The 25,475-nt window shown below is 65.1% G+C and carries 21 protein-coding genes and 3 pseudogenes; 13 read left to right on the top strand and 11 right to left on the bottom strand.

Going from position 1 to position 25,475, the window contains the following annotated elements; genetic code table 11:
* Positions 1-3 precede the first annotated feature (3 nt).
* Complete coding sequence (locus AAFP35_RS15065) at positions 4-615, top strand: UbiX family flavin prenyltransferase (protein ID WP_419222436.1); 612 nt, start codon at positions 4-6, stop codon at positions 613-615.
* Positions 612-1,352: an SDR family oxidoreductase gene (locus tag AAFP35_RS15060; RefSeq protein WP_419222435.1), complete on the top strand. Its 741-nt coding sequence runs from the start codon at positions 612-614 to the stop codon at positions 1,350-1,352. The genes AAFP35_RS15065 and AAFP35_RS15060 overlap by 4 nt, the downstream gene beginning before the upstream one ends.
* Before the next feature lie 353 nt (positions 1,353-1,705).
* Here the strand turns inward: AAFP35_RS15060 and AAFP35_RS15055 are convergent, their stop codons facing one another.
* A complete protein-coding gene (locus tag AAFP35_RS15055) occupies positions 1,706-2,398 on the bottom strand; it encodes an SDR family NAD(P)-dependent oxidoreductase (RefSeq protein ID WP_419222434.1) in 693 nt (230 codons plus the stop codon).
* A 123-nt stretch (positions 2,399-2,521) separates the two neighbouring features.
* Here AAFP35_RS15055 and AAFP35_RS15050 point away from each other — a divergent pair, with 123 nt between their 5' ends.
* Positions 2,522-4,039 carry a class I adenylate-forming enzyme family protein gene (locus AAFP35_RS15050; protein ID WP_419222433.1) on the top strand — a complete coding sequence of 506 codons (1,518 nt, stop codon included), beginning with the start codon at positions 2,522-2,524 and terminating at the stop codon, positions 4,037-4,039.
* 1 nt (position 4,040) lies between these two features.
* On the opposite strand, the gene AAFP35_RS15045 is transcribed toward AAFP35_RS15050, so the two are convergent.
* The 3 genes from AAFP35_RS15045 to AAFP35_RS15035 form a co-directional block, all read right to left on the bottom strand.
* The gene (locus AAFP35_RS15045; RefSeq protein WP_419222432.1) at positions 4,041-5,231 is read right to left on the bottom strand and encodes an acyl-CoA dehydrogenase family protein; all 1,191 of its coding nucleotides are present in this window, start codon (positions 5,229-5,231) and stop codon (positions 4,041-4,043) included.
* A gap of 63 nt (positions 5,232-5,294) precedes the next feature.
* A complete protein-coding gene (locus AAFP35_RS15040; RefSeq protein ID WP_419222431.1) occupies positions 5,295-6,962 on the bottom strand; it encodes an AMP-binding protein in 1,668 nt (555 codons plus the stop codon).
* A 106-nt stretch (positions 6,963-7,068) separates the two neighbouring features.
* Positions 7,069-7,686 carry a TetR/AcrR family transcriptional regulator gene (locus tag AAFP35_RS15035; protein WP_419222430.1) on the bottom strand — a complete coding sequence of 206 codons (618 nt, stop codon included), beginning with the start codon at positions 7,684-7,686 and terminating at the stop codon, positions 7,069-7,071.
* A gap of 156 nt (positions 7,687-7,842) precedes the next feature.
* Between AAFP35_RS15035 and AAFP35_RS15030 the strand changes: the two genes are divergently transcribed.
* From AAFP35_RS15030 to AAFP35_RS15005, 6 genes and pseudogenes are all read left to right on the top strand, one after another.
* The gene (locus AAFP35_RS15030; protein WP_419222429.1) at positions 7,843-9,072 is read left to right on the top strand and encodes an amidohydrolase family protein; all 1,230 of its coding nucleotides are present in this window, start codon (positions 7,843-7,845) and stop codon (positions 9,070-9,072) included.
* A gap of 13 nt (positions 9,073-9,085) precedes the next feature.
* Positions 9,086-9,553 (top strand): SRPBCC family protein, encoded by a 468-nt coding sequence (locus tag AAFP35_RS15025; protein WP_419222428.1) that lies wholly within the window; start codon positions 9,086-9,088, stop codon positions 9,551-9,553.
* 57 nt (positions 9,554-9,610) lie between these two features.
* Entirely contained in the window at positions 9,611-10,453 is an 843-nt protein-coding gene (locus tag AAFP35_RS15020; protein WP_419222427.1) for an SDR family NAD(P)-dependent oxidoreductase, read from the top strand.
* A gap of 91 nt (positions 10,454-10,544) precedes the next feature.
* On the top strand, positions 10,545-12,701 hold the full coding sequence (locus AAFP35_RS15015) for an acyl-CoA dehydrogenase (RefSeq protein ID WP_419222426.1): 2,157 nt from the start codon (positions 10,545-10,547) through the stop codon (positions 12,699-12,701).
* Positions 12,702-12,935: 234 nt separating this feature from the next.
* Positions 12,936-13,430: pseudogene (locus tag AAFP35_RS15010) on the top strand (porin PorA family protein); the annotation flags it as partial.
* Positions 13,328-13,984, top strand: coding sequence for a porin PorA family protein (locus tag AAFP35_RS15005; RefSeq protein ID WP_419222508.1), 657 nt, complete (start codon positions 13,328-13,330; stop codon positions 13,982-13,984). The pseudogene AAFP35_RS15010 and the gene AAFP35_RS15005, both read left to right, overlap by 103 nt.
* A gap of 776 nt (positions 13,985-14,760) precedes the next feature.
* Here the strand turns inward: AAFP35_RS15005 and AAFP35_RS15000 are convergent.
* Both AAFP35_RS15000 and AAFP35_RS14995 read right to left on the bottom strand, forming a co-directional pair.
* Positions 14,761-15,093, bottom strand: a pseudogene (locus tag AAFP35_RS15000) (transposase); the annotation flags it as partial.
* An 86-nt stretch (positions 15,094-15,179) separates the two neighbouring features.
* Positions 15,180-16,274 (bottom strand): oxygenase MpaB family protein, encoded by a 1,095-nt coding sequence (locus tag AAFP35_RS14995; protein ID WP_419222425.1) that lies wholly within the window; start codon positions 16,272-16,274, stop codon positions 15,180-15,182.
* A gap of 112 nt (positions 16,275-16,386) precedes the next feature.
* Between AAFP35_RS14995 and AAFP35_RS14990 the strand changes: the two genes are divergently transcribed.
* Positions 16,387-17,079 carry a TetR/AcrR family transcriptional regulator C-terminal domain-containing protein gene (locus AAFP35_RS14990; RefSeq protein WP_419222424.1) on the top strand — a complete coding sequence of 231 codons (693 nt, stop codon included), beginning with the start codon at positions 16,387-16,389 and terminating at the stop codon, positions 17,077-17,079.
* A gap of 44 nt (positions 17,080-17,123) precedes the next feature.
* Here the strand turns inward: AAFP35_RS14990 and AAFP35_RS14985 are convergent, their stop codons facing one another.
* The 4 genes from AAFP35_RS14985 to AAFP35_RS14970 all read right to left on the bottom strand — a co-directional run bounded on the left by AAFP35_RS14985 (position 17,124) and on the right by AAFP35_RS14970 (position 20,401).
* Positions 17,124-18,320: a hypothetical protein gene (locus AAFP35_RS14985; protein WP_419222423.1), complete on the bottom strand. Its 1,197-nt coding sequence runs from the start codon at positions 18,318-18,320 to the stop codon at positions 17,124-17,126.
* A gap of 206 nt (positions 18,321-18,526) precedes the next feature.
* On the bottom strand, positions 18,527-19,453 hold the full coding sequence (locus AAFP35_RS14980; RefSeq protein ID WP_419222422.1) for an NAD(P)H-dependent flavin oxidoreductase: 927 nt from the start codon (positions 19,451-19,453) through the stop codon (positions 18,527-18,529).
* Between the two features lie 89 nt (positions 19,454-19,542).
* The gene (locus tag AAFP35_RS14975) at positions 19,543-19,755 is read right to left on the bottom strand and encodes a hypothetical protein (protein ID WP_419222421.1); all 213 of its coding nucleotides are present in this window, start codon (positions 19,753-19,755) and stop codon (positions 19,543-19,545) included.
* A 52-nt stretch (positions 19,756-19,807) separates the two neighbouring features.
* A complete protein-coding gene (locus tag AAFP35_RS14970; RefSeq protein ID WP_419222420.1) occupies positions 19,808-20,401 on the bottom strand; it encodes a TetR/AcrR family transcriptional regulator in 594 nt (197 codons plus the stop codon).
* 145 nt (positions 20,402-20,546) lie between these two features.
* Here AAFP35_RS14970 and AAFP35_RS14965 point away from each other — a divergent pair, with 145 nt between their 5' ends.
* Together AAFP35_RS14965 and AAFP35_RS14960 are read left to right on the top strand one after the other, a co-directional pair.
* Positions 20,547-22,043 (top strand): acyl-CoA carboxylase subunit beta, encoded by a 1,497-nt coding sequence (locus AAFP35_RS14965; protein ID WP_419222419.1) that lies wholly within the window; start codon positions 20,547-20,549, stop codon positions 22,041-22,043.
* A gap of 134 nt (positions 22,044-22,177) precedes the next feature.
* A complete protein-coding gene (locus AAFP35_RS14960; protein WP_419222418.1) occupies positions 22,178-23,479 on the top strand; it encodes an amidohydrolase family protein in 1,302 nt (433 codons plus the stop codon).
* 204 nt (positions 23,480-23,683) lie between these two features.
* Here AAFP35_RS14960 and AAFP35_RS14955 read toward each other — a convergent pair.
* Positions 23,684-23,923 (bottom strand): annotated as a pseudogene (locus tag AAFP35_RS14955) (SDR family NAD(P)-dependent oxidoreductase); the annotation flags it as partial.
* On the opposite strand from AAFP35_RS14955, the gene AAFP35_RS14950 reads away from it, so the two are divergent.
* Positions 23,805-25,475, top strand: coding sequence for a thiolase C-terminal domain-containing protein (locus tag AAFP35_RS14950; RefSeq protein ID WP_419222417.1), 1,671 nt, complete (start codon positions 23,805-23,807; stop codon positions 25,473-25,475). The pseudogene AAFP35_RS14955 and the gene AAFP35_RS14950 overlap by 119 nt on opposite strands.

Below are 25,475 nucleotides of genomic sequence, written 5' to 3'. Positions count from 1 at the left end.
CTCATGCCCGAGACAACGCCTGTCCCACGCCGGATCATCGTCGGGGTCACCGGCGCAACCGGGATCATCTATGCCGTACGTGCACTCGAGGTCCTTCGGTCGATCGATGTCGAGACCCACCTGGTGGTCAGCAAATCTGCCGAACTCACGATGGCCTACGAGACCGATCTCTCTCGAAGTGACCTCGCCGCGAAGGCCGATCACGCATATGCGGTCACCGACGTCGGGGCCCCGTTGTCGTCGGGATCCTTCCGGACGAGCGGCATGCTGATCGCACCGGCATCGATGCGGTCGGTCGGCGAGATAGCCTCCGGTGTCACATCGTCGCTACTCACCCGCGCCGCCGACGTCGTACTCAAGGAGCGGCGCCCACTGGTCTTGATGGTCCGCGAGTCCCCGCTGAATCTGATCCACCTGCGGAACATGGCCGCGATCACCGAGGCCGGGGGCACCATCTTCCCGCCGGTGCCGGCCTTCTATTCGCGGCCGTCGACACTGGAGGAGGTCGTCGACCACACCGTCGGCAGAGCGCTCGACCAGTTCGGACTCCACACGGACATCTTCCCCCGTTGGGACGACGAGTTGCGTAAATCCGTTGCCAAGGGCGGGGAGTGAACGCATCGGCTGCCCTCGCCCGCACGCGGATCGTCGTCATCGGCGGGACATCGGGTTTCGGTAGACGAATTGCGAGCCGCGGGCTGGCCGCCGGGGCCGCGGTGACCGTCGTCGGCCGAGACAGGTGCAAGCTCGATCGCGTCACCGCAGAGTTGTCCGCGCAGTTCGGCACGGAGGTGCGCGGCGCCGCCCTCGACGCGACGCTGACGGACGAACTCACCGGCTTTCTCGGCGACCTCGGCACGGTCGATCACCTGGTTTCCATGGTCGGTGGCGCGATGGCAGGTGGATTTCTCAGTGCCACATCAGAATTGATCCGGGCGACAATCGAGGACAAGTTCTACGCGAATCTGTCGATCGCCCGGGCGGCCGCACCTCATCTCCGGGATGGGGGCAGCATGGTGTTCACCGCCGGGGCAGGTGGACGACCGCATGAGGCAGCCGGCGCCCTGGTCGGAAACCATGCCATCTCGATGTTGGTGCAGGGCCTCGCGATAGAACTCGCACCTCGCGTCCGCGCCAACGCGGTCGCGCCGGCATGGACGCCGACCGGCCTCTGGCGGGACACTCCCGCCGACGACCTCGAGCGCACCCGACAGGACATGGCGCGCAGCATCCCACTCGGCCGGACCGCCGACCCGGATGAGGTCGCGCAGGCCTACATCTTCCTGATGGAGTGTGGTTTCATCACCGGCCAGACCATCGCGGTCGACGGCGGCGTCTCACTCGTCGGCTGACCCCGTCTCGACAGGTCGACCAGTACCCGAGGACCACTGCGACCAGGATCGGGGATAGAGCGCGACTTCGCCTGACGAACGGCCTCTGTTTATCGGCAGACAACCCAGATCGACTGTACCGCAGGAACTCCCAACGCGACCGGCGCCGAACCGTCGACCTCGATGTCGACGGTTCCGGCAAACGCACGTTTGCACGAATTCTGTTGTCGTTCACCGTTTTCCAGGCATCGTCCAGTCCGGGCGATGATGGCCGGGCAGTGAGTGCGCTGATCGAACGTTTCGCGGTCGACGGTCTCGTCGGGGCCCGGTCCACCATTGGCCGACCACCACGAGAAGGATGAGCGCGTGCGACGTCAGCCGACGCCGGGCACCGGCACCTGCGCGCCGGTCACGGCGGCTGAGGCGTCCGAGACGAGGAAACCGATAGTCTCGGCGATCGTCGCGGGCGATACCCATCCCTTGCGCGACGAGTCCGGTTGGGACTCGCGGTTTCCGGGGGTGTCGATGACCGACGGAAGGATGGCGTTCGCCCGGATTCCGTCGTCCTTGTACTCGGCGGCAAGGGCGCTGATGAACGCCCACACGGCGGCCTTCGAGGTGATGTAACCGGCGGCACCGGCGAACGGCGCAAACGCCGCCTTGGCGGAGACCCCCACGATCGAGCCGCCGCCCGCGGCGATCAGCTGCGGGATCGCCGCCTGACTGAGCAGGTAGAGCGGCCGGAGGTTGAGCCGGAGCAACCGGTCGAACTCGTCGACCGGAGTCGCGTCGATTCGCTCGCCCATCGCGAATCCACCGATCAGGTTGACCACGGCGGTCACCGGCGCACCTGCATCGTCCGCCGCCGCGGCGACCACGTCTCGCGCTCCCGCCTCGTCGAACAGGTCGGCCCGGACCAGTGTGAGCGCGTCCGATTCGGGCAACCTACCGAGTTCGTCCTCGACGATCCACGGCACCACGACCCGCCATCCGTCGCCGAGCAGCTTCTGTGTCACCGCGGATCCCAGTCCACCCGAACCGCCGGAGACGATCACCGTCTGCGTCATTTTCTCGTACCCCTTCGATGTTCGATCATTCGATATCACCAGTATTACAGTAACTATTTCAGTACAGTGGGCGAGGACGTCATCCGCTCGACAGGAGTGCCGACTGTGGAACACCACACCAGCGTGAAATCCGACGATATCGCCACAACTCCCGCGGTCGACTTCGCAGCGGAACTTGCCGACCATCTGGCCGGCTACGGTCCCCGGCCGTTCATCGAGTACGAGCGACGATGGTATTCCGGCGACGACGTGCTCGCTCAGATCGACACCGTCACCGGCATTCTCACGGATGCGGGCATCGCGCCCCAGGCCTCCGTCGGACTGGTGGCGCGCAATCGTCTCCCCCACGCGGCCGCAACACTGGGGCTCATCGCCGCAGGACGTCCCATCGCGATGATCTACTCGTATCAATCGGCGCAGTCGATCGCCCGCGACATCGAGACGTTGGCACCGGCCGCGGTGATCGCCGACCGCGAGGACTGGACGGACAGCACTCTCGATGCCGCGCGGCGGACCGGGTGCGCGGCGATCTCGCTGTCGGTGCATCCGCCCTCCGCCGAACTCCTGCTCGAACCCACGCCCGAGCGCGTCCAGATCGCCCGTACGAGTCAGGACGCCGCTGGTCTGCACATACTCTCGAGCGGAACCACCGGACCGCCGAAACGTTCACCACTGCGTACCGACGTGCTCAGCCATACGGTCACCACCATGACCATGGGCCTCTCGGGTTGCTACGACGATCCGCCCGAACTGGTCTACTGGCCGTTCGGCAGCGTGGGCGTCTGTCAACTCCTGGCGGCCCCCTTCCTCGACAAGCGCATGGTGCTGCTGGAGAAGTTCACCGTCGAGGACTGGGTGCGCGCGGTCAAGACCTACCGGATCAGGCGAGCAGGCGTGCAGCCGGCGCTGCTGCGTATGCTCCTGGAAGCCGACGTCCCCAAGGAGGATCTGGCGTCGATCGAGTACCTGCCCGGTGGCTCGGGCCCTCTGGAACCCGAACTCCGTACCGCATTCGAGGAGAAGTACGACATCCCCCTGCTGTGGGCTTATGGTGCAACGGAATTCGCCGGATCGGTGTGCGCGTGGACACCGGACGACCACCGACGGTTCGGCGTCGAGAAACCTCGGAGTGTCGGTCGTCCGTTGCCGGGCGTGCACGTCCGGATCGTGGACGCGGACACGGGCCGGGAAGTCGCGGCGGGCAAGCAGGGCCTGCTCGAGGGCAAGGTCGACGTCATCGGCCCCGACTGGATTCGGACGACCGACCTGGCCTCGGTGGACACCGACGGCTTCGTCTACCTCCACGGCCGAGGAGACGGAGCGATCAACCGTGGCGGATTCAAGATCCTGCCCGAAGTCGTTCGATCGGCGCTGATGCTCCACCCTGCCGTACTCGACGCGTCCGTCGTCGGCGTCGACGACGCCCGCCTCGGACAGGTTCCCTTCGCTGCGGTCGAGCTGCGCCGCGGAGCCACCACCCCCTCAGAAGAGGAGCTGAAAAGCGTTGTGCGAGAACAGCTTCCCAGCCACCACGTGCCGGTGTCGATCCGTGTTCTGCCCGCACTGCCGCGCAACGCCGCGTGGAAGGTCACGATCGCCGAGGTGACGGCGCTCTACCGATCGCGACCGGCCACCCGGTGAATCACTTGGTGGGTGCCACGTAGGTCGGCCGGCCCAGTCCGAGGATGTGCTGGGCGATCATGTTGCGGAAGACATCGATTGTGCCGCCATAGATTCCGACCAACGGCGCCCAGCGATACAGGTACTCGGGTCCTTGCTCCCCGTCGGCGAGTGCGCCGGGCGTGGAGGAAGCCAGTGCCGCCGCGCCGCCGAGCACGTCCATCAGCTCCGGTGCGATGTCGCGCATCGCCTGTGCGATGGCCACCCGACCGAACAGGCTCGGTGTGCTGAGCGCCGCCTCGATCCGCGAGTGCGCGCGGCCGAGTCGGTAGGACACCGCGTCGTCGTTGAGCGACCGCCGACCGTCGGGTCCGTCGGCGGTGGCGAGCCCGACGGCCAGATCGGCCGAAATCGCCATTGCCATACCGAAGTTGGACATCGTCGTGATGTCCGTCAGACCCGCGTCGGCGCTGTCGACGGCGCCGTGTTCGGCCGCCAGCGGACCGCTGAGCACCGCCCACCCGTCGTTGACCTCTCCCAACCGGTAACGATCGGGGATACGGACGTCGGCATAGTAGGTGATCGTGGTGCTGTCGTCGTCGACGGTCTGTAATCGCTGGACCTCGATGCCTGGTGTATCCAGCGGCACGAGGAACATCGTCAGGTTGCGATGACGCTTGCCCGCAGGATCGGTGTTGGTCAGCAGAAAGACGTACTGGCAGATGTTTGCGCCGGAGGTGAACATCTTCTGTCCGTTGATGACCCATCCGTCACCGTCGCGGGCCGCCCGCGTCTTGCAGGTGGCGATGTCGGAGCCGCCTTCGGGTTCGGTGTATCCCATGGAGAACAGCGCCTCACCGCGATACACCCGCGCCAACACCTCGTCGAGGAGTTCTGGGGTGGCGTACTGGCGAACCGCCTGCAGGATCATCATGGTGGCGCCCCACCGTTCGAGCGGCAGGCCGAGTCGGCGGCGTTCGAGATCCCAGATCCTCTTCTGTATCGCGGTGAACCCGCCCTCGTCGACCGTGGTCGCCTCCGCCTCGAGCCACCCCCGCGCGCCCATCGCCCGATGCAGATCGAGGATGACCCCGTCGCCGGTCGCGCGCTCGGCCCGGAGCAGTTCGTCGCTCACATTGGCCGCCAGGAACGCACGGACACGTTCCTGGAACTCGCGGTCGGTCGCACCGAGTTCCACTCGAGCGAAGTCCATTCGTATCACCTTCCAGAAGGATGAGTCAGCACACCGCGACGACCGATGTCGTCGCGGTTCGTATCAGCTCGAGGTCGCGACGGCGGAGGCAGCATCGGTCACGGCCGCGGATGTGGTGGCCTCTGCGGATGCACGTTGCGCCGTCGACTTCGCCCAGCGGTAGTCGGCCTTGCCGTTCGCGAGTCGCGCGACCTCGTCGACGACGATGATCTCTTTCGGCACTTTGTACCTGGCCAGATGCTCCGCGGCGAACGCACGTAATTCGTCGACCGACAGCTCACCGTCGGGCTCAAAGGCGACCACAGCGACCACCTCGTTGCCCCACCGGGTACTGGGTCGGCCCACGACGAGAGCGTCCACGACAACCGGATGGCCGCGCAGGATCTCCTCGACTTCTTCGACAAAGATCTTCTCGCCACCGCTGTTGATGACCAGCGAATCGCGGCCGTGCAGACGAATCGATCCGTCGGCCTCGAGATGTGCTCGGTCCCCGGGGATCGAGACACGCACACCGTCGATCTCGGGGAAGGTACGCAACGTCGCCTCGGAGTCGTTGAAGTAGCCGAGCGGAACTCGTCCGGTTCGCGCGATCCAGCCGAGCTCGCCGCTACCGGGCTCGAGGAATCGACCGCGGTCGTCGGAGACCACCCGTCCACTCGGGTGCATGACGAAGGTGTCCGCCGGTGAGTTCGCCAGTGTCGGGCTTGTTGCCATCCCGCCGGTCTCGGAGGAGCCGAAGGTATCCAGAATCACGATGTGCGGCAACAGCTCCAGCAGCTCGGCCTTGTGGCGGGGATTGATCGCAGCGCCACCGCTGCCGATCCCGATCAGGTGCGAGAGGTCATACTGCCTCGACCGTAGCTCGGTGATCAGCGGCCCGGCGTAGGCGTCCCCGACGATGGTCAGGATGCGTACCTTTTCGCGCTCCGCCGTCTCCAGGACCGATCGCGGATCGAACCGGCCCTTGTTGTCGTAGATCACCGCCGTCCGTCCGGCCACCACCGCACTCAGCGCGGTCGACACGCCCGCCGCATGCATGAGGGGCGACACAGCGAAGAACGGCTCGCCCGTCTTCGGAATGAACTCGACGAGCGCTTCCTCGGTTTCGTGTTCCATCCCGGTCATCGTGGAGATGTACGCATCGGCCTGACGCCACAGCACACCCTTCGGAAGTCCGGTCGTACCGCCGGTACACACCATCATGAGATCGTCCGGCGACGGAACCACCGGTTCGGCGCTCGCCCCCTCGGCCAGCGCTTCCTCCAACGACACCTCACCTGGGATGACCGGCCCTACCCCGTCCTCGATCGCGACCAGCACCTCGACGCCGGCCGGGATCGTGGCCTCGGCGATGAGATGGGCCAGGGAGCGGTGAAAGATCAGGCCGGACGGCTGCACATGTTCGAGCAGCGCCTTGATCTCCCGCGACGAGTAATGGTGGTTTATGTTGACCGGAACGACCCGCCCGCGGAGGCAGGCGACGTAGGCGTCGATGTACAGGTCGTTGTGCATGATCAACGCGACGCGACTCTGCCCGCACTCCCAGCGGTTGAGGTCCGCGCGATCGGCATGCGCGCCCAGGCCACGGGAGGCCAGGTAGTTCGCCAGGTGCTGAGTTCGCTCGGCGGATTCTGCGAACGTCGTGCGGCGCGAACCGCAGATCGTCATCGCGCGATCGGGTACTGCGCCCGCGACGACATCCAGAATCTCGCCGACCGTCCATTCCCTCACTACTGCCTCCAAGTAGAGCGTCTTACTGTCGTTCCAACAGTAATCATTACGACCCAGTGTGTGACCCAAAGTACAAGTTGCATCGGCCCCACACAAGATCACCCGCTCAATCGCCCGATCCGCGTCCCCGCGCACCCATCCCGTAGATGACGTCGGCCAGAACCGCGATCATCTCGGCGTCGTCCATGGCGACGGTCTGCGTGCGGACCGTGTGCCAGGAGCGATCGAGCAGACCCAGCGCAGCGACGCCTACGACTTCCGGCGAGTGGTCGGGCGGCGGAGAGATCGACTGGCCGAGCATCCACGCGATCCGCGTTTGCATCCGAGAGTTGCCCCTGCGGTACTCCTCGTCATCCGGAGCCGAATGGGTGGCGGACATCGCGAAGGCGCCATGGCGGTCCATGTAGGCGAAGTAGGATCGGACGAACTCGCGCACGTCTTCCAGCCGATAGGGTTCCCCGAACGTCTCCCACATCGCCAACACCCCCCGGAGGTCTCGATATGCGCGGTCCCCGAGCAACCCGAACACCTCACGCTTGTCCCTGAAGTAGGTGTAGAAGCCCGCCCGGGAGATACCGCAGGCCTCGGTGATCGCGTTGACCGCGGTTCCCGCGTACCCGCGTTCTAGAAAGAGTTCGCGACTCGCGGCGAGAATGGCAGCGCGCGTGCGGTCAGCCCGGCCGGGCCGCGACGGCGAGGTTTCCACTTCGTCGGCAATGCTCATCGGCCCAACTTATCTGACGGCTACGTCAAGAGTGGATTATACGAGCTCAAAAGGCTACCGCTGCTTACTGTTGGACCTACTGTTGACACATCCGTCAAGTAGTGCGAAGCTCGAGTTCAGCTCAGACCCGATCCAGCACGGACGAGGAGTAGACGTATGACGCAGCCCACCGGCGCCCCGATCTTCGACGCCGACGCCCACATGTACGAGACGGCGGACGCGCTCACCAAGTATCTGCCGGATGAGTACCGACAGGCAGTCCAGTACGTCCAGGTCGGTCGGCACACCCGGCTCGCGATCAACGGCAAGATCACCGATTTCATCCCCAACCCGACGTTCGATCGCGTCGCCGCACCTGGCGCGCACGAGAAGTTCTTCGCCGGCGAGAACACCGAGGGACTGACGCTGCGTGAGATGCAGGGCAAGGCGATCGAAGCACCGGCCGCCACCCGCAATCCCGCGGACCGGGTCATCGAACTCGATCGCCAGGGCGTACGGGAATGCCTCAACTACCCGACACTCGCGAGCCTCGTCGAGCATTCGGCGGCGGACGATCCGGAACTGACGCTGGCCATCATCCACGCACTCAATCAGTGGATGCTCGAGCACTGGACGTATGCATACCAGGACCGGGTGTTCTCCACTCCGATCATCAACTGCGCGGAAGTCGAGGGTGCACAGCGCGAGCTGGAGTACATCCTCGAGAACGGCGCGAAAGTCGCGCTCATCAAGCCGGCGCCAGTCAAGGGTCTGCACGGGTGGCGTTCGCCCGCACTGCCCGAGTTCGATCCGTTCTGGCGTGACGTGGAAGCTTCCGGCCTCCCGATCGTGTTGCACGCCAGTCAGCCTCCGCTCGACGAGTATGTCAACAAGTGGGAGCCTCCCAGGACCAAGAACTTCATGGCGATGAGCTCGTTCCGCTGGCTGGCCCTCGGCCATCGTGAGATCTCGGACATGATCGGCAGTCTCATCTGCCACGGCACGCTGACCCGATTCCCGAAATTGCGGATCGCCAGTGTCGAGAACGGCAGTTCGTGGATTCATCCGCTCTTCCATGACCTCGCCGACCTCACGAAGAAGATGCCGCAGAACTTCCCCGAGGATCCGTTGGACGTCTTCCGGCGAAACATCTGGGTGAGCCCGTTCTGGGAAGGCTCCGTGGCCGATGTCGTGGAAACCGTCGGCTGGGACAAGGTGATGTTCGGATCGGATTACCCACACCCCGAGGGACTGCCGGAGCCGAAGGGCTACTGGAAGTACGCCGAGGGGATGGACAATCGCCGCACGTGGGATTTCATGGGCGACAACGCCCGTCGCTTCATGGGCCTGCCGATCGCGAATCCCGATCCGGAGGCGGCCCGCCCACCGGAGTTGGCAACGGCCTGACCCGGGGATCGTCGTGCCGTTGCTCCGGAAAGACGACGCCATCTCGGCATCGATCTCGGTGCGCGCCCACCCGGACGAGATCTATGCGATCGTCGCCGACATCACCCGCACCCCGCAATGGAGTCCGGAAACCGTTCGTGCAGAGTGGCTCACGGCCACCAGATTCCAGGCGTGGAATCGTCGCCGGCTCGGTCGGTGGCGCACGGCGGCGGAGGTGGTCGAGGTACATCCCGGCCGTTCGTTCTCCTACGTCGTCGAGGCGATGGGCGGCGAATGGACCCGATGGACCTACACGATCGAACCGCTGTCCGAGGACGAAACCCGACTCACCGAAACGTGCCGTATGTGCGTCGACCTCGCCATCCCGGTCGTACTGTTCGAACGCCTCGCACTGTTCGTCTGGGATCGCCGGACGGACCTGCAGGAGAATCTCGACGCATCAGTGCGCCGGATCAAGGCAATCGCGGAATCCGGACACTGACCGGATACCGCCCGCCGGTGGTCGATTCGGCGAATCCAGAGAGACAGGCGAACTCACATGAAGTACTCCAGTCACGTGGCCGTGGTCACCGGGGCCGGCTCGGGTATCGGCCAGGCGTTGACGCAGGCGCTGGTAGCGGACGGTGCGCGCGTCGCTGCCTGCGACATCGACGAGGCCGGACTCGCGGCGACCGCGGCGTCGTGTGCGCCAGGACAGGTCTCGTCATACCGCCTCGATGTCGCTGACCGAGACGCCGTCCTCGGCTGCGCCGAGGCGGTACGCCGCGACCTCGGACCCGCATCGATGGTGTTCAACAATGCGGGAGTCGACCTGATTTCCACTGTGGCCGACACCACGTGGGACGATCTCGATTGGCTGTTGGGTATCATCAACGGCACCAAGGCATTCCTTCCACAGCTTTGCGAGTCCGGAACACAAGACCGGCCCGCCCGCCTGATCAACATATCGAGCGCCTTCGGATTGATCGCGGTCCCGTCGCAGAGCGCCTACAGCACGTCGAAGTTCGCCGTGCGGGGCTTCACCGAGGCTCTGCGGCAGGAGATGATCATCGATCGGCGTCCGGTGACGGTCCACTGCGTACATCCAGGCGTGGTGCGAACCAACTTCTCGGCCAACGCACGCGTCTCGGAGCACGACCCCGACGCCGAGCGGACGAGAAAACTCGGCGACCGAGCGGCGTTGACCACGCCGGAGAAGGCGGCACGGCTGATCCTCCGGGGAGTGGAGAAGAACCGGGGCCGAATCCTCATCGGGGCCGACGGACGGATCGCCGCCGCATTGCCGCGCATACTCGGAAGCCGATCCACCGACATCGTGGCCCACGCCGCCCGACTTGCCTCATCGCGCTTGGACCGACGTTCGCCCAAGACCGCACCGTGACGTTCGGCAGTCGCGGTTCCCCTGCAGCCCACGACATCCGACTCGCTTCGCCGTGACATTCCCTTCCCAGCCAGAGATATTCAGGAGAACAATGAGCATCGCCATCACCGACGACCATCGCGCCCTCGCCGAGGTTGTCGCACGCTTTCTCGAATCGGTCGACGCGAGAGGCGAATCGCGATCGCTTCTCGATGCGCCGAACGACTCTCTGCCCTCCTTCTGGGGCGCCATGGCCGACCTCGGCTGGCTCGGGGTGCACATCCGCGAAGAGCACGGCGGTGGTGGCGGCGGCCTGCCCGAGCTGGCGGTGATCATCGAAGAGATGGGGAGGGTCCTCGCGCCCGGGCCCTTCCTGCCCACGGTCATCGCCTCCGCGCTGATCGACGCCTGCGCCACCGATGAGCAGTGCACCCAACTGCTGCCCGGGCTCATCGGCGGTGAGCGGGTGGCCGCGGTGGGCCTCGGCGGATCCTTGTCGGCCACCGAATCGTCGGTATCCGGTGACGCCGGCATCGTGCTGGGCGCCCCCCTCGCCGACCTCATCGTCTGCGTTTCCGGTGACGACGTCTTCGTCTTCCCGTCGGCCGAGGCCGGCGTCGTCGTCTCCGACGAACCCAACTTCGACCCGACCCGGCGCGCTGCGCGGGTCCGGCTCGAGTGCGTGAACCGGTCCGCCCTCGTGATCCTCCGCGGGGCCGGCAGCGTCGTACTCGACATCGCACGCACCCTGGTATCGGCCGAAGCCGCAGGTGGCGCACGGGCGTGCGTCGACATGTCCGTCGAGTACGCGAAGGCGCGTCGGCAGTTCGGCAGACCCATCGGCGCCTTCGGCGCGGTCAAACACCACTGCGCCAACATGTTTGCCGCTGCTGAGCTCGCGGCGGCAGCCACCTGGGACGCTGCCCGAGCGGCGGGTGAGAGTGCCGACCAGCGGTCGATGGCGGCGGCCGCAGCGGTGGCCGTGGCAGTGCCGGCATTCCAGCAGAATGCTCAGCTCAACGTCCAGATCCATGGCGGAATCGGCTTCACATGGGAACACGACGCACATGTCCACATCCGCCGCGCGGCCGCTCTCGGAGCGCTGACGAGCCCGTCCACTTCCGCCGAGAACGTCCTCGCGCTGGCGGACTCGGGCATCTCCCGCCGGGCGAGGTTGGAGTTGCCGCCCGAGGCCGAGCAGATTCGGATGGAGATCCGCGCACTGGTCGCCGACGTCGGCGCAGGTCCGGACGAGGAGCAGCGAAGTCGGCTCGTCGACAGTGGGCTCGCCATGCCGCACTGGCCGCGACCATGGGGCCGGGGTGCCGGACCGGTCGAACAACTCGTCATCGACGAAGAGATCGCCAAAGCCGGCCTCGGTAAGGTCCATCTCGGTATCACCGGATGGATCCTGGCGACCCTCATCCAGCACGGCACCCCGGAGCAGGTACAGCGATGGATCCGGCCCGCCCTCGACGGTCACGTCATCTGGTGTCAACTGTTCAGCGAGCCGGACGCAGGATCCGATGCCGCCGCCATCCGCACGAGGGCAAAGCGCGTCGACGGTGGCTGGCTCGTCACCGGGCAGAAGATGTGGACCAGCGGGGCGCACGAGGCCGCTCTGGGACTCGCCACCATCCGAACCGATCCGGATGCCCCGAAACATGCGGGGATCACGACCATGGTCATCGATCTGAAAGCACCAGGCGTGGACATCCGGCCGTTGCGTGATGCCGCCGGGAGTTCCCTGTTCAACGAGGTGTTCTTCGATGATGTCTTCGTTCCGGATGACGACGTCGTCGGAGAATTGAACCGCGGCTGGACCGTGGCCCGGTCGACCCTGGGCAATGAGCGGGTGACGATCGGCGGCGAAGGACTTGTCGCGACGATCGATCCGTTGAAGGCGTGGCGATCGCGTCGTATCGACCTCGACGGGGCCCGGACGCGAGTGGGTGCGCTCCTGGCCGAAACTCACACAGTGCGTTCGATGAACGTCCGTCGGGCCGCGCGAGCGGTCACAGGCGGCGAACCGGGTCCCGAGGGCAACGTGACAAAACTGCTCAACGCCGAACTCGGGCAGCGAACACTGGACGTGGCCATGGAACTGATGGGCCCGGACGCAATGCTCGCCAGCGGCGCCGCGCTCGAGGTGGGTGCGCTGTACATGTACGCGCGGCAGAACACCATCGCGGGTGGTACATCAGAGATCTCCCGGAACCAGATCGGCGAACGGATCCTGGGTCTCCCGCGCGATCCGTTGGTCATGTGACGGCCCGGCCCGCCCGATACCGACGTCCTTACAGTAATTGCCGCGGGGACTTGACAGTTCCCAGCCGGGAATAGACCATTGGTGGCTGTGACGCACACCACGCCCGAACCGCGGCAGTTGTCTTCGTCTCACCATCCGACTGAGCAACCAGGGCATCCCGAGGAGACCTCGCCGGTGCCTGACCGGCAACGGAGCCGAATCTGGCCCGGCTACCTCGCGATCGGTGTCGGCACCATGCTGGTGACCATCGCCGGCCTGGTGCCCACCGTCCTGCTCGGTCGCCTCGCGGTGATGCCACCGAGCGTGGACACCGTGACGGTCTCCACGGGTACGGCAACGCTGATCGACCGTGCATCGATCCAGTCGGGCAGACGTGTGGCCGTCCAGCAGGACGTCCCGATCAGTGTCACCTCACATACCGTCGGACACCCCGCAGGCGAGGACGTCACGGTGATGTCGACCGCGATGAAAATGGTGCGGTCCGACAATGGTGAAATCGTGTCCGCATTCGTCGATCAGACAGCCGTGGACCGGGCGAGCTTCACCGCGGTCGACGGCCCGGCCCCCCAGGTGCGCCTCGAAGCGGCCGGTGACGCGATCACCGTTCCCGGTCGACTCGGCACCGCATACAGCTTCCCCATGCGGACGGAGCGTCGAGCTTATCGCTACTACGATTCCGGTTCGTCCTCGCGCACCACTGCCGAATACGTAGACGACGAGACACGCATCGGCGGACTACGCACCTACCATTTTCGCGCGGTCGTCGCCCCACTACGGTTGTCGTCGACGCAGGGTGTGAGCATGCGGTCACAGCTCTGCCCGCATATCAATGGGGCATGCGCGGGCGACAACAGGTCGAGATGTACGCCTTTTACACAAACGTGCAAGACGTATGGGTGGAACCAACGACGGGAGCCACCGTCATGGTGCAGTCCCATCCGCGAACTTATTTCGCACGATCGGCCGATGATCAGTACGCAGTCGACGTCTTCAACGGCTCTGTGCGGTTCGATTCCAAGACGGAGTCCGCGATGGTCACCAAGGCCGGCGATGGCCGCACGAAGCTTCGTGCCGTCGGGGTGTACTTCCCATGGACAGCAGGCATCGCGGGAGTTCTCATCATCGTGATGGCCGTGCTGTGGATCCGCCGCCGTCCCACTCGGGCCGTCAGGGAACACGAGACCGCCCATCCCGGTGCGACAGAGGCCACGCTCGTTGTCGATCCGGTGCGCGGGTTCGACGAAGGAACGCACGCCGAGCAGCCCAGACCGGCGAGCCGGTGAGCTGTTCGGGTCGGCCGCAGCGAGTTCCGCACGTTCGCGGACGGGCCATCTGACGCGACTTGGCCCAGGTGGGCGTCGATGATCGCGGAGGCGAGGATGGAGCGGGCGGGCGGCCAGGTCCGATTTCGGCATCCGGAGGGTCTTCTCGATCCGCCACCGCCGGTGGTACGCGCCGATGACGAATCCTGTTGTAGGAGCGGTGATATTGGTGGCGTATGCCTTCTGTCAGCGCTCACGGAATTCCCCAGGTTGATGGGGTGGTCCGCCATGTAATTCCCTACCCTGCTGTCACGTAATTCCCCACCCTGGGGCGCGTCTGTCGGGGTCTGCTACAGGTTCGCCTCCTGTCGAGGCCTCCTGCTGGGGCCTTGGGAAGCGGCCTGAGGTGATACGGAGGACGTGGACGATGATGCAGTTGTCGGGGATGTGCCCGGGGACCGATGACGGGTTCGATGAGGCGCTGTGGCGGGCGTTGATCGCCAAATGGTTTCGGGAGGTGGCCGATCCCTCGGTGCGGGCGGTGACGTTGCCGTTGATCGGCGCCCATCACGAGTCGATTACCAATCAACTCAACGCTGCGGTGACAATCGCGACGATCGCACAACGGTACGGTGCTATATGGCAACACATTTCGCCGAGCAGATCAACGAGGCCAAGGCGACCCCACCGCGGGGCCCGATCCCTGCGGGTGAGGAAGCCCAGGTCGATTGCGGCAAGTTGGGGATGCGGACCGACCCGCAGACGGGGCAAGCGAGCCTGTCACGGAAACTGTCAAGCGTCCGGATCTCCCGCATGCCGGCAGCGATCTTCTTGCGGTCCTTGGAGGACACGAACCGCATCGCGTTGCGAATCACGTGCACCACACACGTCTGCACGACCGTGTCAGGGTAGATCGACCGGATCGCATCCGGCAGCCCCGTCAGCCCGTCACAGCAGGCGATGAGGATGTCCTTGACGCCGCGGTTACGCAGATCAATGATCACCTTCTGCCAGGACTTCGCGCCCTCGGTGTCTTGAATCCACACGCCCAGAGCGTGTTTGCGGCCATCGGTGTCCACTCCGATGGCCAAGTAGGCCACCTCGGTAACGCTGGCCTCAGCACACCTCAACGTGGGGAATTACGTGACCGTCGACAATCCCCGACCGAAACGCCGAGAGGGGCGTCGGCCAGGCATACCGGCACATGGATACGGCATCAGCCGTTACGCGCGCCGGACTCTGCTTGGAGTTTGCGGGCGGACTCGATCAGCTTCACGCCGTCGGGTCCCCACATGAGACGCATGTAGTGCCGTTCGAATGGCCCGCGCTGCAGAAGCCAGATCAGCGGCAGCGCAAGTTTCATGGCCCGGACCGCAACTCGCGACCGCACCGGACCCATACCCAGGGATTGCCGCATCCTTCCCGATGCCGCACCGGCTGCCAGCTGGCGGAACAATCCGTGATCCAGCAGACCCGCGTGGAAGGCGGCCGGCAACTGTGACCGGTGGAAATTCTCCTTCATGAGCCGGAACATCTGCTCAGCGAAATCGTCACCGCTGTCGGGAAAGATCGCCATCTGCGGATCCGTACCGAACAGCGCATCGTACTTTTGGTAGAGCGCCTTGAGATCGGCCATCGACAGCGGGATCTCGGCTTCGTCGGCACCGACGAGCCGAAGGTAAGCTGCCGACTCGGCAATGTACCGATCGCGCTTGTCGGGTGAGAGCCGGTGCGGCAACTTGCCGTCGCGGAAGGCGAACGACTCGTAGAGCCACAGCATCGAGTGCATCTCGGTGAGCGCGGCCCACATCGCCTCTCGGGGCTCGGTTGCGCCGTACCCACCGAGTTCGGGCTCGGCGACGTTGATGACCGGCCCGGCGACCTTGCTGTGAATGTTTCGGAGGTGCTTTGCCATCCGCTCCGCGGACGGAGTGTCGGCGAGCCACATCGGCGCGTGCATTCCCGAGTTGCGCTGACCGCGTTCGAAGAGGTCGAAGACCGTTACGGTGCCCTTCAACGTCTTTCGCGAGAGCGGATCGTGATCGCGCACGCCCGCGATCACGGGTTTGTAGGTCGACTGGAAGACTCCCTGGAATGCGTACTGGAACACGATGGTCGCCGGATGCAGGAGTACTTCCCAGACCACAGAGCCGGGGCCGAAGATGCCGTAGTCGGGGCTTCCGTCCTCCAGCCGGCTCTGTCCAGCAGGTACCGGCTCGCCGAAGCGACGCCACCGCTGGGCGTTGCCCTCCAGGCGCTCCTTGGTCACAATCTGCCACTCGGGCTTGTGCTCCTGAACGACGTCGGTCACTTGACACTCCTTGGTCCACGGCCGCAAGTTCCCGATCGGGAACTCGGTTTGTCGCCAATGTATCCTCGGACACACCAACCGTCAATGTCGATCACCTTCAGCGGAGCAACTGATGACCCCTGCCACCGGCCCACGCCGTACGCCAACCCGACGCGCTGTCGGCGTACGGGCCGGTCTCACCCTCGAGCAGATCATCGAAGCGGCCAGATCCCTTGCGCCCGACGAGTTGTCGATGCAGGCACTCGCCGATCGCCTGGGCGTCGACCGAAAGGCGATCAATCACCACGTCAACGACCGCGAGGCGCTTCTGGGTCTGGTCGCGATGGACGCGTTCGCGGCGTCGTTCTCGGCGGTGGCGATCGAGCAGCACGTGCAGTGGCAAGCGGCATGCCGCACGTACGCCAGGGGTTTCACCGACAGCGCCATCGCGACCGGCACCCTCGCGGATCGGATTCGGCTCAGTGGTCCGTATGTCACCCGGGTGCTCGAGCCGACTGAAGCCGTGCTCCAGAAGATGGTGTCGGCAGGATTCGACGACGAGAGCGCGATGCGATCGCTGTCGTTGCTGACCAACATCTGCCTGGCATACGCGCGTGACGTGGTTCTCGAGTTCAGCAGCGGAACCACCAGTCCCCGCGCGCTGATCCTGCGCAGCGCGCTCGAAGAGCGCAACCCGGTCGAGTTCGAAACGCTGGCGCGGATCGCCGAACTACCCGTGACGACCTATGACAGGCGCCAATTCGAACTCGGCGTGGACATCTTCATCGCGGGTGCGGAGGAGGTGCTGAGGAATCTCAGGGCGTGAGGGCATACCGGTGCGTCACCGCGAGTCGGTCGGTCGGCGAGCCCCTAACGCGCATAGGTGAAGCGCGCCAGACCACCGTTTCCTGGCGGACTGGCCAAACCGGTGAAGTATTGCCCGATGAAAGCACGCCAGATCGCGGATGCGCGCAGGTGTCGACGACCGAGATCGATGTCCTCGAGTGCGTAGGCAGCGACGGCGGCCCGACAGTTTGCCTCGTTCTGCTGGACCGCATAGTACGCATTGCGCAGCAACTTCCCGTAGGACCCGGCGTCCCAGCGCTGGAGACTGAACAGCGGTGTCGACCACAGCCCGGCGCCCAGTACGGCGTGGTTCTCCTGCACTGTGCGCAAGTCGGGTTCTGCACCGCTCCCCTGTACCGCCGACCTCATCCTCGTTGCCACCCCGGCACCTGCGCGTTCCGCTCGCTGATACTGCCGCCGGGCGTGCGTCACGTAGCTCTCCTGTCGTCCGCCGTACTGCGCACCCAGAAGCCTTCCGCGATCAAACCGAAAGTCCACTCTCGGAACAACGTCTCGTGGTTTGTTGTCACGCATGATGAGCTGCAGGTAGCCCGCGTCGTATCCGAACATTCCGAAGTCGTTGTTGATGAACAGGCGCCCATCCCCACGCAGCGTGTACCTCGTTCGATCCATCACCTCGCGAGGAGATCCGGCGGCGGCCACGCGCACCGATTCCGCGAGATCGTCATAGTGCACGCCGACCAACGGATCAGGAAGCGCGATATCCGGCAGTACGATCCGGCTGGCTGGATTGGCAGGGTCCGCGAACTCGGAAACCTTCGCGAACACCCAGCCGCCGAGATAGTAGCCGTAGACATGTGCGAGCCAGAGCATCTTGCCGAGGTCTCGGGGTTTGGCGGGATCCAGGTCCACGCCCGCGGGCGGGGCCTGCGTCCCATAGACGATTCCGCTCAGCCGCGAGGGCAGCCACCACAGAAAGAGGTCGTCGACGTCCGGCCCGATTCCCCTGCCCGACACATCGTCGCCGGACTGCGCATAGTCACGTGCGAAAGCATCGAGCAACGGCTTGTCGACGGTCACCCCGTAGCGCGACGCGAGATCCGCGGGGAACGGGTACTCGGACAATTCGACACCGGAAATCCGACCAGTGAGCGGAATTGCGTTCGCCGTCGCACCTTGGGGTGCCGACAACAGTGTCAAGAGAAGCACCAGCATCGTCCCCACGGTCGTGGACGACACCTTGAGGTTGCCGAACGTCACCGCACGAAAATGCGACACCAATTGTCGGCCCTCTTCCACTCTTCTGCGTGATCCCCGGCGCGGGGGTGACCATTGCACAGTCAACGCGCGATTGGCATCGCCAGTCAAGAGTTGGGCGGATTTACCGTATAAACAACCGTATCGAATGCCGTGTGTCAGGCGACCCCAAAGGTCGTGCACACCTCTGGCAACTCGTATCCGCGACCTCACCGCTCAGAGATTCGGAGATCCTTTGCTGCGCTGAGTAATTGCGATTCCACACGGTCGACCAGCTCGACCACCGAGAGCACCTCGTCGACGCCCGCGGCGCTGTGTCCCGCACTGTACCGAATCTCGCCGGATTCAGGCTCGAGGTGATCGGATGCCCCGAGTCGAGCCATCTCGAATCCGTCGATGGCCGGCGTGGCCGCCGAGGTCGCCGCAGCGCGAATCATGCTCGTCGGCAGGCCAGTGACCTCGCTGGTCAACTCGATGTCATCCATACCCGCGGCCACCACCGCGTCCTTCCAGTCCCGCGGTGCCGAACTCTCCACGGTTGCGATGAACGGTGTTCCCATGTAGACGAGGTCGAAGCCCGCGACGATCGCGGCCAACAGCCCCCGACCGTCACTGATACCGCCGGCCAGGATCATCGGCCCATCCCACACCTTGCGCACCGCATGCGCGAATGCGAAAGGGTTGGCCCATCCGGTCTGGCCGCCGGCGCCGGCGGTGAGCAGGACCAGGCCATCGGCGCCCGCCGCGATTGCACGGTCCACGTGTCGCATCGAGCCGACATCGGCCAGGACCAGGATTCCCGCGTCATGCAGGGGCCCCACTACCGGCTGCGGGTTTCCGACACTCGTGATCACGGCCGGCACGTGGCTGGCGGCGATCACTGACAGGTCGTCGGCCAGTCGAGTGTTGGTTCGGTGCACGACGACATTCGGGATAACCGGTCCGCGGAGCCTGTCGGTGCGGGACAACCAGCGCCCCATCTCCTGGGGCGAACTGGCGTTGTGGACCGGAAAGCCACCACCGATACCCGCACCGGCGGCCGCGGCGACGAGTTCCAGACCGGACACCAGAGTCATCGGTGCGGCGATCAACGGAATGCGGAACCGCGATACAAAGGCCGACCATGAATTGCTCATCGCTGCAATATACTTCGGTCGATCCGCAGCTGTCAGAAGCGTGCTGTGGCACGGTCACCTCGGGCAGTTGGCCGGCAAGATCCTCCGGCTCAGGACACGGGGATCGGATCGGATGCGTACACCTCCCTGATGATCTCGTCGAGAACGGGGTCGCCATCCCGAGCGGCGAGGACGTCGGCACGCCAGAAGTGCAGTTGCCTCCTGCGCTGCTTGACCTCGAGCATCGCCAGCTTGGAATGAGAGGCCGAGCTCAGGCTGCTGAGGTGGGCATCGATTTCTTTGAGAGCTTCGTTCTTGTGCATGTACTCATCTTCTCCGAACTGGTGGCCGATGCGCCACCATGGGTTTTCCACGTCACGACGGACGGGACGCGGACTTCTCGACTGGTTGCAGATCGTTGTCGACGCCGGCCAGAATCCACCGAATCGTCAGCGGGAGATTGCGGGCCATTGACTCGGCTTCGGCCGTCGTCTCCGGCGAGGGATCCGTCTCGTGGATTGCACGGACCTCGACCATGGTGTGGTTCACGGTCACATTGACCAACGCGCGGCAGCACTCGGTGGCCATGTCGGCGGGAATCCCTTCGTGGCGTGCGACTTTCACGAGGTCGCCGACGTAGGCGGTGATGCTCCTGCGATCATCGAAACTCATCAGCTCGGTGAGGTGCGGATGGGCTCGCAGAGTCTCCCGCAAGGCGAGACACCAGGCCAGCGCGGTGCCGACCCAGTCTCCCGTATCGCGGAACTCGAGACGCAGGTCGGCAAAATGCCGTGCCACCAGCGCACGGATCAGGGCTTCACGATTGCCGACCTGCTGATACAACGTCCGGGTCGAGATCTTGAGGTCGGCCGAGAGACGTCGCGCACTCAGCCCGTCGGGGCCTTCGCTGTCGAGAAGCACCAAGGCACGCGCGAGGATCTCATCGACCGGGATCAGCGGTCTCGCCATGGCACCCCGATGTCGACTTCGTAGTCTCTGAACGGCATTTCGCGCTCCTCGCCCCGGTGGACGCCGACGTCTCGTCTTGTGGCCGGCGCGCGCCTCTGATAAGAAAACAGTGTATTTATAACACTCGACCACAGGAGGGCACCAGGTGACGTACGCGGACAGCTGGACCGAGACACTCGACGATCTGAAGCGGCGACGGCAGGCGTCGAGGGGAATGGGTGGTCCCGAACGTCTCGCCAAGCACCACGCCAAGGGCAAGCTGGATGCACGCGCGCGGATCGAGTACCTGCTCGACCCCGGCACCTTCCAAGAGTTCGGCACGCTGGTCGGCGGGGAGATCGCCGCCGATGCCATCGTCACCGGCACCGGCGAGATCGACGGCCGTCCGGTCCTCGTCGGCGCCGAGGACTTCACAACGGTTGCCGGCACCATCGCACCCGGCAGCAACTCGAAGCGCTACCGGCTCGCCGAACTCGCCCTGCGGGCCAAGATCCCGATGATCATGCTGCTCGAAGGAGCAGGCTTCCGGCCCACCGGCGACCACTACGGTCGCACCCCTACGGACTTGCTGGCACAGGCGCGGTGTTCCGGGAACATCCCGCTGATCGCCGGTGTCATGGGACCTTCTGCCGGACACGGCGCGCTTGTCGCACCGGTGTGCGACTTCGCGGTGATGAGCCCGCAGGGCGCGATCTTCACTGCCGGACCACCGGTGGTCAAACAGTCGACAGGCGAGGAGATCTCGAAAGAGGACCTCGGCGGGCCGGACGTCGCGCTGCCCAGCGGCGTGGTGCACAACGTCGCCGACGACGACGAATCGGCGCTCGACGCGATCCGCCGATACCTGTCGTTCTTCCCCTCCAGCGCATGGTCATATCCGCCATCCCTGCCGGTCGACGAGGAATCCCTGCCCCGTGAAACTCCCGAACTGCTCGACATCATCTCCCGCGACAACAAGTTCGTCTACGACGCCCGCGATGTGCTCGACGTGGTGTTCGACCGGCCGGACTGGTTCGAGGTCCAACCGGAGTTCGGCCCGGCGATCATCTGCGCACTGGCGCACCTCGGCGGCCATCCCGTCGCCGTCGTCGCCAATCAGCCGTTGATCTTGGCCGGTTCCATCGACTCCGACGCGGCCGACAAGGCCGCGCACTTCATCACCGTCGCCGATTCCTTCCACCTGCCGCTGATCTTCCTCACCGACAACCCGGGCATGCTCCCGGGCAGCGATTCCGAACAGAGCGGCGTCCTGCGCAGCGGCGCCCGGATGTTCGCCGCACAGACAACGGCAACCACCGTCAAGCTCCACCTGACTCTCCGCAAGGCGTTCGGCTTCGGCTCGATGGTCATGTCCCTCTTGGGCTTCGACGATCAGGTCGCGACCTTCGCCTATCCCGGCGCCACGATGGGGGCGATGGGCGCGGCCGCGATGAGCCGGTCGACCAACGCCGGCGAGGACTTCGCGACAGTGCTCCGCGAGATGGAGCTCGCCGCATCGTACAACTCGGCCGAACACATGGGCTTCGACGAGATGATCGACCCGCGCGAGACCCGCAACGTCCTGCTGACAGCTTTGCGACGCGGCCTGTATTCGCGCCAGGCCGCCCCGGAGCCGGTCCGCCGCACCGCCATCACGCCCTGACGTGACCGGCCCGCGACGACAGCACGATCCGATCCGCGAGCGCATTCGGAGCCGTGCCCGAAACTTCTGGCCGAAGCAGTACCAAAGTGGTCTATGGTAAGACATACTGTAGAGGACTCAGAAAGGAGACCGACGTGGACAAAAACGACATGATCCTGATCAGCGTCGACGACCACATCATCGAACCGCCGGATATGTTCAAGAACCATCTCCCGGCCAAGTACGCTGCCGACGCCCCGCGACTTGTGCACATGGACAACGGTGCCGACATGTGGAAGTTCCGTGACCGGATCATTCCCAACGTGGCGCTCAATGCCGTCGCTGGACGTCCCAAGGAGGAGTACGGGCTCGAACCCGAAGGGCTCGACGAGATCCGGCCGGGCTGTTACAACGTCGACGAGCGCGTGAAGGACATGAACGCCGGCGGCGTGTTGGCGCAGATGAACTTTCCGTCCTTCCCGGGGTTCGCAGCACGTCTGTTCGCCACCGAGGACTCCGATTTCTCGCTCGCCCTTGTGCAGGCGTACAACGACTGGCACATCGACGAGTGGTGCGGCGCCTACCCGGGTCGGTTCATCCCGATGGCACTCCCGGTCATCTGGGACGCCGAACTGTGCGCCCAAGAGGTTCGGCGCGTGGCGAAGAAGGGGGTTCATTCGCTCACGTTCACCGAGAATCCTGCGGTGCTCGGCTACCCCAGCTTCCACGACGACTACTGGGCGCCGTTGTGGAAGGCCCTGGTCGACACGGACACGGTGCTCTCGGTGCACATCGGCTCGTCGGGCCGGCTCTCGATTCCGGCCACGGATTCGCCGCCGGATGTGATGATCACCCTGCAACCGATGAACATCGTCTCCGCCGCCGCAGACCTGCTGTGGTCGAAGCCGGTGAAGGAGTACAAGGATCTCAAGATCGCCCTGTCCGAGGGCGGCACCGGATGGATTCCGTACTTCCTCGAGCGAGTCGACCGCACCTTCGACATGCACGCCACATGGACCCTGCAGGACTTCGGGGGCAAGCTGCCGAGCGAGGTGTTCCGCGATCACTTCCTCACCTGTTTCATCAGTGATCCACTGGGAGTGAAGCTGCGTCACAAGATCGGCATCGAAAACATCTCCTGGGAAATGGACTACCCCCACAGTGACTCGATGTGGCCCGGTGCCCCAGAGGAACTCGGCGGGGTGTTCGACGACGAGCAGGTGCCCGACGACGAGATCAACAAGATGACGCATCTGAACGCCATGAATTGGTACTCGTTCGATCCCTTCAAGCATGTGCCCAAGGAGCAGGCGACGGTGGGGGCCCTGCGTGCCGCCTCGGCTGATCACGACGTCAGCATCCGGGCGCTGAGCCACCATCAGTCGGCTCCGGAGCAAAAGCTCGCCGCCTGGGAGCAGCAGATCAAGGCTGCGACGGGTCACTCGAGCGCAAAGTAGTGAGCGCCGGGTAGACACTCTCGTCATGAACACGCGGATGCGGCCGGCCCGAGCACTCGGGCCGGCCGCATCCGTTGCGCCGAGTGCCTCGCGACCGCACCGGTCACTTGCACATGCCAGTGCTGACAACGATGGCGTCGCCCGTGACGAACGTTGATGCACGACTTGCGCGATACAGTGCAGGACAGACGATTTCGTCATCAGAACGGTCAGATGTCGCCGGGCTGCTTTGGCCGCACCGTAGGCGGCCGCCTCGGGACTGCTCTCGTAACCCTGCGCGCTCCCGATGTTGATGATGCTCCCCCCCGAATGTTGAGGAACTGAGATGACCGACCCGTCCGATCGCGTCCTGCCCCTCGTACTTCCCGAGACCGAGTTCTTCTGGACGTCGGGCGAGGACGGTCGACTCCGTGTCCAGGCATGCCTGTCCTGCGACGCCCTCATCCACCCGCCGAAGCCGATCTGTCCCGAGTGTCGGTCCTCGAAGTCCGCCGAGCGGGTGGTTTCCGGAACAGGAATCCTGTTCGGGTACACCGTGAACGAACGTTTCGGCCTGCCCGGTCTGGCACCGCCGTACGTGGTCGCCGAAGTCGCACTCGACGAGGACCCACGGGTCCGCCTCACCACCCGACTGATCGACTGCGCAGACACCGACATTCGCCTGGGAATGCCGGTGGAGGTCGTCTTCGAGCACCACGCGGATGTGTGGCTGCCATTGTTCCGGCCGAGCACCTCGGACACCGAGATCCGACCGCTTCCCGACGATCCCATCGCGCCCACCGACTATGCCGGACATGTTCGGCCTATGGCATCGACGGACAAGTTCGAGGACAAGGCGATCATCAGTGGTGTCGGTGCGTCGGATATCGGCCGCCGCCTGATGCGTGCGCCGCTGGCCCTGACGATCGAGGCGTGTGAGCGTGCAGTCGCCGACGCCGGTCTGACATTCGACGACATCGACGGGCTTTCCACGTATCCGTCCGGCGGGCCGGAAGGCGGGTACAGCGAAGGCGGTGTCACCGCGCTCGAGTCTGCCTTGCGTATTCGTCCCACCTGGTACAACGGCGGCGGTGAGACATTCGGCCCCGGCGGATCGGTGATCGCTGCGATGATGGCGGTCGCAACCGGGCTGGCGCGGCACGTCCTCTGCTTTCGTACGGTGTGGCAGTCCACCCATGACGAGTTGATCCGTCAGGGCCGTCTACCCGCCCCGTCAACCGGACGGGTCGGTGGACTGATGGGGTGGTCACTGCCGTTCGGCGGGGTGTCGGCAGCCCACACCCTCGCCCAGACGGCACACCGTCATTTCCACAAGTTCGGCACCACCCGCGAGACCCTCGGCTGGATCGCGCTGAACCAACGGTCCAACGCCGCGCTCAACCCGACAGCGATCTACCGCGAACCCCTGACGATGGACGACTATCTCGCCGCCCGGACTATCACCACGCCATTCGGTTTGCTCGACTGCGACGTGCCATGCGATGCCGCGGTCGCCGTCATCGTCTCGGCGGCCGACACCGCACCAGACCTGGCCAATCCGCCGATCCGGGTCGAAGCCGTCGGAACCCAGCTGATCGAGAAACTCGACTGGGACCAGAGCACGTCGACGCACGAGCCACAGGTACTCGGACCGGCGGCTCATCTGTGGAGCCGAACCGATCTCCGTCCGGCAGATGTACAGGTCGCCGAACTCTACGACGGCTTCACCTTCAACTGTCTGTCGTGGATCGAGGCGTTGGGCTTCTGTGGAATCGGCGAGGCCAAGGAATTCCTGGACGGCGGCCGGAACATCGCGCGTGACGGACTGCTGCCCCTGAACACCCACGGCGGACAACTCTCCCACGGACGTACGCACGGCATGGGTCTCCTCCACGAAGCGGTCACCCAACTGCGCGGCGACGCCGGGGACCGGCAGGTGCGCGATGCACGGGTCGCCGTCGTCAGCAGTGGCGGGCTCACACCGAGTGGCGTCATGTTGCTGAGATCCGACAGCTGA

Source organism: Gordonia sp. CPCC 206044, from assembly GCF_048537895.1.
Classification (GTDB): domain Bacteria; phylum Actinomycetota; class Actinomycetes; order Mycobacteriales; family Mycobacteriaceae; genus Gordonia.
This window is presented reverse-complemented; position numbering and strand designations above follow the sequence as displayed.

Coding starts and splice junctions, on each gene's coding strand:
- AAFP35_RS15035 (WP_419222430.1), bottom strand. CDS start 7,686: ATGAGCATTGCCGACGAAGTGGAAACCTCGCCGTCGCGGCCCGGCCGG.
- AAFP35_RS15055 (WP_419222434.1), bottom strand. CDS start 2,398: ATGACGCAGACGGTGATCGTCTCCGGCGGTTCGGGTGGACTGGGATCC.
- AAFP35_RS15020 (WP_419222427.1), top strand. CDS start 9,611: ATGAAGTACTCCAGTCACGTGGCCGTGGTCACCGGGGCCGGCTCGGGT.
- AAFP35_RS14990 (WP_419222424.1), top strand. CDS start 16,387: ATGACCCCTGCCACCGGCCCACGCCGTACGCCAACCCGACGCGCTGTC.
- AAFP35_RS14980 (WP_419222422.1), bottom strand. CDS start 19,453: ATGAGCAATTCATGGTCGGCCTTTGTATCGCGGTTCCGCATTCCGTTG.
- AAFP35_RS14970 (WP_419222420.1), bottom strand. CDS start 20,401: ATGGCGAGACCGCTGATCCCGGTCGATGAGATCCTCGCGCGTGCCTTG.
- AAFP35_RS14975 (WP_419222421.1), bottom strand. CDS start 19,755: ATGCACAAGAACGAAGCTCTCAAAGAAATCGATGCCCACCTCAGCAGC.
- AAFP35_RS14950 (WP_419222417.1), top strand. CDS start 23,805: ATGACCGACCCGTCCGATCGCGTCCTGCCCCTCGTACTTCCCGAGACC.
- AAFP35_RS15030 (WP_419222429.1), top strand. CDS start 7,843: ATGACGCAGCCCACCGGCGCCCCGATCTTCGACGCCGACGCCCACATG.
- AAFP35_RS15015 (WP_419222426.1), top strand. CDS start 10,545: ATGAGCATCGCCATCACCGACGACCATCGCGCCCTCGCCGAGGTTGTC.
- AAFP35_RS15045 (WP_419222432.1), bottom strand. CDS start 5,231: ATGGACTTCGCTCGAGTGGAACTCGGTGCGACCGACCGCGAGTTCCAG.
- AAFP35_RS15065 (WP_419222436.1), top strand. CDS start 4: ATGCCCGAGACAACGCCTGTCCCACGCCGGATCATCGTCGGGGTCACC.